Origin of the sequence: Nitrospirillum amazonense, from assembly GCF_007828045.1 — a bacterium.
GTDB classification, from domain to species: domain Bacteria; phylum Pseudomonadota; class Alphaproteobacteria; order Azospirillales; family Azospirillaceae; genus Nitrospirillum; species Nitrospirillum amazonense_C.
On record NZ_VITN01000035.1, the window covers coordinates 39257 to 45405 of the forward strand.

The window sequence follows — 6149 nt, forward strand, 5'->3', positions numbered from 1 at the left end:
GGCGAAGGCTGGCTTAATAAACGGCAATAAAGTCATTGCCGACAAGCACGGGGAACGGGGACATGGGCCAAATCGCGTCGGTTGGATCGGGATCATTTGGGGTGGGCGCAGTGTCCGCCAAGCGCGCGGCAATCGCGCGGCCGCGACTTCAGAATATCGACGCGTTGCGCGGGCTGGTCATGGTTTTCATGCTGCTCGACCATGTTCGCGAGACGTGGTTCCTGTATGTGCCCGTCGCCGATCCGGTCGATGCCCGGACGGCGGCACCGGCGGTGTTTCTCGCCCGTCTGCTGGTCAGCCTGTGCGCGCCGATCTTCGTGGCGCTCACCGGTCTCGGCGTCTATCTGTATGCCAGCAATCATACCAGGGGCGAAACGACGGCTTATTTGGTGAAACGCGGCCTTCTGCTGATGGCGATCGAGGTGTTGATCCTGTCGCCCATCTACTGGGGGATATCGCCGCCGATGCTCTGGCTGCAAGTCATCTGGTGCATCGGTGCGTGCATGATCGTGCTGGCGGCCTTGATCCGGCTGCCGCGCCCCGCGTTGATCACCTTGGGCTTGGTCATCGTTTGCGGTCACAATCTTCTCGATCCGATCCACCTCACCTCCGACAATCCGCTGTTCGTTCTTTGGGCCGAACTGCATCAGCGCGATTTCATCGCCCTGCCGTTTGGCCTCGTCGCGAAAACGAGCTACCCCATTCTTCCGTGGATCGGCGTGATATCGCTGGGCTATGGCATCGGTCCGTGGTTCGAGGCCGACATTTCCCCGGAAACGCGCCAGCGTCGTCTTTTGACGCTTGGTTTCGGGATGATCGCCGCCTTCGTCGTATTGCGCGCGCTCAACATCTATGGCGACAAGCCGTGGTTCGTCGTCGATGGTGATCCGCTGCGCACGATGATGAGCTTTCTGGCACTCACCAAGTATCCGCCGTCTCTTCTCTTCCTGCTGCCGACCCTGGGCGTCGGCGCGGTTCTGCTCGCCTTGCTGGACCGCGTGCGGGACTCCGGCTTCGTCGGTGTGCTGTCGGTATTCGGTGGGGCGCCGATGTTCTTTTATATCGTCCATCTCGCCACCCTTCGTATTCTGTATCACATCGCGTTCGCGATTTGGGGTTCGAACCACGGTACCGTGTTCGGGGTGGGCAGCTACGGCTGGGTGGTCGTCTGGTACCTCGGGCTGATAATTCCCTTCTACGTGCCGACCGCCTGGTTCTCCCGCCTCAAGAGGCGCCGCCGCGACATCGCCTGGCTGAAGTACTTTTAAGGCGAGGGGGCCTTGAACCGGTGCGCGCGTCGTGGCCCCTTCCAACGCCCGCATTTGACCTGCTTGTCCGCGCTTTCCAACCGGCCGCCCGTCCAACCGTCGGCATGGATTGCCAAGAGAATCCCCAATAGAGAACCCAAGATGATTGAAACCTTGTCCAAGCCGCCCACCCATGCCGGTCAGATGACTCTTGATGCGGCTCAGACCCCGGCGCTGGTGCTTGATGTGGCGCGGTTCGACCGGAACGTGGCCCGATTGAAGGCGCATCTGGCGCATCTCGGCGTCGGATTCCGGCCGCATGTGAAAACCGCCAAATCGATCGACGTGGCCCGGCGCCTTTTCGCGGGTGACCTGGGGCCGATCACTGTTTCAACTATAGCTGAAGCGGAATACTTCGCCGCCGCGGGTGCGACGGACATCGTCTATGCCGTCGGCTTGGCGCCGGGGAAGATCACGCGGATACGTGCCCTTGTGGCCCAGGGTGTCGACGTCGCGGTGCTGATCGATACCGTCGACCAGGCCCAGGCCCTTGCCGCGACGGCACGGGACGGCGGCGCGATGCCGGCGGTGTTGATCGAGATCGACTGTGACGGCCATCGCGGCGGGCTTTCCCCCGACAGCGCCACGATCATCGAGATCGCGGACATTCTGCGGGCAGGGGCGGTGGAGGTCCGCGGTGTGCTCACCCATGCCGGGGAGTCCTACGCCTGCCGGGGAGGTGTGGGCCTGGTGGAAGCCGCCGAGGGCGAGCGCGCGGCCGCGGTGGCCGCCGCTCAGGCTCTGCGCCGCCATGGGCACGCGGCACCGGTGGTCAGTGTGGGCTCGACCCCGACCGCGCATTTCGCCCGCGATCTCGATGGTGTGACGGAAGTACGCGCCGGTGCCTTCATGTTTTTCGATCTCGTGATGCATGGCATCGGCGTCTGCGCGATCGACGACATCGCCGTCTCGGTGCTGGCCACGGTCATCGGACACAAGCTGGAAAAGGGCTGGATCCTGATTGACACCGGCTGGATGGCCATGTCCCGCGACCGGGGGACGCAACGCCACCCGGTTGATCAAGGGTACGGCCTTGTCTGCGACATCGACGGGGTGCCGTGGCCGGACCTGATCGTGGACGACGCCAGCCAGGAGCATGGGATCATCAAGGTCCGGCCCGGCAGCGCCGCCGCGTTGCCTGACCTGCCGGTCGGGGCCCGCGTGCGCATTCTGCCCAACCACGCATGCGCGACCGGGGCCCAGCACGGGGCCTACCAAGTGGTCACAACCGGCAGCCGCGACATCGTGGCGGCGTGGCCGCGGATGCGGGGATGGTGAGCCTCATGGAAACGAAGATCGAGACGTTGGAACCGGAGGGCTTGGCGCCGCCAGGCGGCCATTATAGCCATGCCGCCCGCTATGGCGGCCTGGTCTTCACGGCGGGCCAACTGGGCGTTCGCGCGGACGGCTCCCATACCGCCGATCTGGGGTTTGAAGATCAGGTCCGTCAGGCGCTATCCAACGTGTTGGCGGCATTGCGCGCCGCCGGTGCCGGGCCCGGCGATATTCTCAAGGTCACCGCCTATATCGTCGGCGTTGAGAACTGGCCCCGCTTCAACGCGGTCTATGCCGAGATGATGGGGGATGCGCGGCCGGCGCGAACGGTGGTTCCGGTTGGCGAGCTGCACTACGGCTATCTGGTCGAGATCGATGCCGTTGCGGTGTGCGGCGCAGCCGGCGCCCGGGAGGGCGCGCGATGAACATGACCTGATCTCAGCCCCGCGGGCTTTCAATGGGCCGGCCATTCCGGCGAGCCCTGGTTTCCGTCCATCGTTGGCGCCCACCACCGCCATCAGGATCTGGTGCGATGACATCTGGAATGAATTCGGTTGCGGCTGGGGATGTGAATCCGGTGCGCGCCCTTTATATCGACGGGGCATGGGGGCCGGCGTCCGGCCCGGTGTCGTTGCCGGTGGTCGATCCGGCGAGCGAGGCTGTGATCGCCGAACTCGCGGCGGCCACCGCCGCCGATCTCGACCGTGCCGTCGCGGCGGCGCGCGCGGCCTTGCCGGCGTTCAGCGCCACCGCCGTCGCGGAACGGCGTGCGCTGCTTGAGCGCATACACGCCCTGATCCTGGAGCGGGCGGAGCCGCTGGCCCAGGCGCTGTCGCGTGAGATGGGTGCGGCCATCAGCCATGCCCGCGCAGCCCATATCCCCCTCGCGGCAGCGCACGTCCGTGCGGCCGCCGATGTCCTGGCGACCTATCCGTTCCTGACCATGCGGGGCAGCACCGCCATCGTGCGCGAACCGATCGGGGTCTGTGGCCTGATCACGCCGTGGAACTGGCCGCTGTACCAGATAACGGCCAAGGTCGCCCCGGCCCTGGCCGCCGGATGCACCGTGGTGCTGAAGCCCAGCGAGTTGTCACCGTTGAACGCGTTGCTGTTCGCCGAAATCATGCACGACGCGGGCACGCCGCCGGGTGTCTTCAACCTGGTCAACGGCACCGGCCCGGAAATCGGCGCGGCCATGGCGGCCCATCCCGGCATCGACATGATCTCGATCACCGGGTCCAACCGGGCCGGCGTGCTGGTTGCCCAGGCGGCGGCGGTGACCGTCAAGCGGGTGACTCAAGAATTGGGCGGCAAGTCGCCCAACGTTTTTCTGCCCGACGCCGATTTCCAGCGCGCCGTTCCGCTGGGCGTCATGGCCGCGTTCCGCAATGTCGGCCAGTCCTGCAGCGCGCCCACCCGCATGATCGTGCCCCGGGCGCGCATGGCGGAGGTGGAGGCCATCGCCCGGGCGACGGCCGGTGCCATCATCGTCGGTGATCCGTCCGACGGAAGCACCGTCCTGGGGCCCATCGCCAACCGCGCCCAGTTTGAGCGTGTCCAGGCCATGATCGCCGCCGGTATCGCGGAGGGCGCCACCCTGGTCTGCGGCGGACCCGGGCGTCCGGAGGGCAGGACCTGCGGTTTCTACGTCCGCCCGACGATCTTCTCGGGCGTCACGCGCACGATGACGGTCGCGCAGGAGGAAATCTTCGGGCCGGTCCTCTGCATCATGCCTTACGACGATGTGGACGAGGCCGTCGATATCGCTAACGACACGGTCTTCGGGCTGGGCGGCCATGTCCAGGGGGGCGATATCGAGCGGGCGCGCGATGTCGCTCGCCGCATCCGCACCGGGCAGGTCCATCTCAATCATCCCGCCTGGGATCCCCACGCGCCGTTCGGCGGCTACAAGCGGTCGGGCAACGGCCGGGAATATGGGGTCTTCGGCGTCGAGGAGTATCTCGAAACCAAGGCCATACTCGGTTACGCCTGACCTTTCCGTCTCATGGGAGATCGCATCGCCATGTCGGCGCCCCTACGCCTCATCCAATCCTCCCCCGCCCTGCCCGCTGAAGCCGACGCCGTGGTGATCGGCGGTGGCATCGTCGGCAGCTTCGCCACCTATTATCTTGCGATGCGGGGGCTGAAAGTCGCGCTGGTCGAGAAGGGCGTGGTCGGCGGGGAGCAATCGAGCCGCAACTGGGGCTGGTGCCGGCAGCAGAACCGCGACGCGCGAGAATTGCCGATATCAACCAAGAGCCTCGATCTTTGGGAGCGCTTCGCCGCCGACAGTGGCGAAGATGCCGGATTTCGCCGCTGCGGCTTGTTTTACCTGAGCAACGATGAAGAGGAACTGGACACCTGGGCCCGCTGGGGCGCTTTCGCCCGGACGGTGGGCGTCAGCACGCGGATGCTGGATGGCGCCGAGGCGACCGAACGGGGCGGTTTCACGGGGCGGCGTTGGCGGGGCGGGGTGTTGGCCCCGACCGACGGCATCGCCGATCCCGGGCTCGCGGCTCCGGCGGCGGCGAAGGCGGCGATGCGGCACGGCGGCACCGTCCACCAAGGCTGCGCCGCGCGGGGCATCGAACTGGCGGGCGGCGCGGTGAGCGGCGTCATCACCGAAAAGGGCACCATCCGCACGAAGCTGGCCATACACACCGGCGGCGCGTGGGCTTCTTCCTTTTGTCATCAACTGGGCATCCGGTTCCCCCAGGCGTCGGTGCGCCAGTCCATTGTCGCGGTGGCCAGCGACCAGATCGATTTGCCGGACGCCCTTCACACCAAGTCGGTGTCGATGACGCGCCGTGGCGACGGTTGCCATACCCTGTCGATCAGCGGGTGGGCGCGTGTCGATCCGACGTCCCAGTTTCTTCGCTTCCACCGCGAATTCCTGCCTATGTTCCTGCGGCGCTGGCGCAGTCTGTCGCCTGGGGGGCTGGAAGGCTGCCGCTCCGGCCATGAAACGGGCTCTCGCTGGACTGTCGACCAGCCGACGCCGATGGAACGGATGCGCGTTCTCGACCCCACGCCGGACCCGCGCACGGTACGCCTGACGGTGAAGCGGGCGATCGACCTCGTTCCTGCCCTTAGGGCCGCACCGGTCATCAACACCTGGGCCGGCTATATCGATAGCACGCCCGACGGCGTCCCCGTGATTAGCGGGATACCGGCCGTCCCCGGCTTCATCCTGGCGGCGGGATTCAGCGGCCACGGCTTCGGCATCGGACCCGGCGCAGGGCATTTGATCGCTGATCTTGCGACAGGCGCCGCCCCGATCGTCGATCCCCGCCCTTATGCCCTGTCACGCTTCGACAAGGGCAAGAGGATCGCCGTCGCGGACTTCTGAGCCAGGCCGGCTTCGGCTACAACCACTAATACGCGCGGCATTTGAACGTGACCGTTCAAATGCTCCCTCAGTCGCCGGGCGGCGGACATCCGTCCGCCTAGGCTTGTCCTCGCTGTGCCCTGCGGTGCTCGCTCCGGCGGCCCCAGTCGGGGCCTACAGCGGCACGAGTCTCCATCTCGTGCCGCTGTTTGGGTGGACGGCCCCATGGCATCGGATGC

At 66.4% G+C, this 6149-nt stretch carries 5 protein-coding genes; all 5 read left to right on the plus strand.

Features of this window, described 5'->3' with window-relative positions:
* Positions 1–62: 62 nt before the first annotated feature.
* The 5 genes from FBZ89_RS28840 (at position 63) to FBZ89_RS28860 (ending at position 5931) form a co-directional block, all read left to right on the plus strand.
* The gene (locus FBZ89_RS28840) at positions 63–1268 is read left to right on the plus strand and encodes an acetyltransferase domain-containing protein (RefSeq protein ID WP_145754373.1); all 1206 of its coding nucleotides are present in this window, start codon (positions 63–65) and stop codon (positions 1266–1268) included.
* A 141-nt stretch (positions 1269–1409) separates the two neighbouring features.
* On the plus strand, positions 1410–2585 hold the full coding sequence (locus FBZ89_RS28845) for an alanine racemase (RefSeq protein ID WP_145754374.1): 1176 nt from the start codon (positions 1410–1412) through the stop codon (positions 2583–2585).
* Positions 2586–2590: 5 nt separating this feature from the next.
* A complete protein-coding gene (locus tag FBZ89_RS28850; protein WP_145754375.1) occupies positions 2591–3007 on the plus strand; it encodes a RidA family protein in 417 nt (138 codons plus the stop codon).
* Positions 3008–3126: 119 nt separating this feature from the next.
* Entirely contained in the window at positions 3127–4575 is a 1449-nt protein-coding gene (locus FBZ89_RS28855) for an aldehyde dehydrogenase family protein (protein ID WP_246172963.1), read from the plus strand.
* Positions 4576–4605: 30 nt separating this feature from the next.
* Positions 4606–5931 (plus strand): NAD(P)/FAD-dependent oxidoreductase, encoded by a 1326-nt coding sequence (locus FBZ89_RS28860; protein WP_145754378.1) that lies wholly within the window; start codon positions 4606–4608, stop codon positions 5929–5931.
* Positions 5932–6149: the final 218 nt, after the last annotated feature.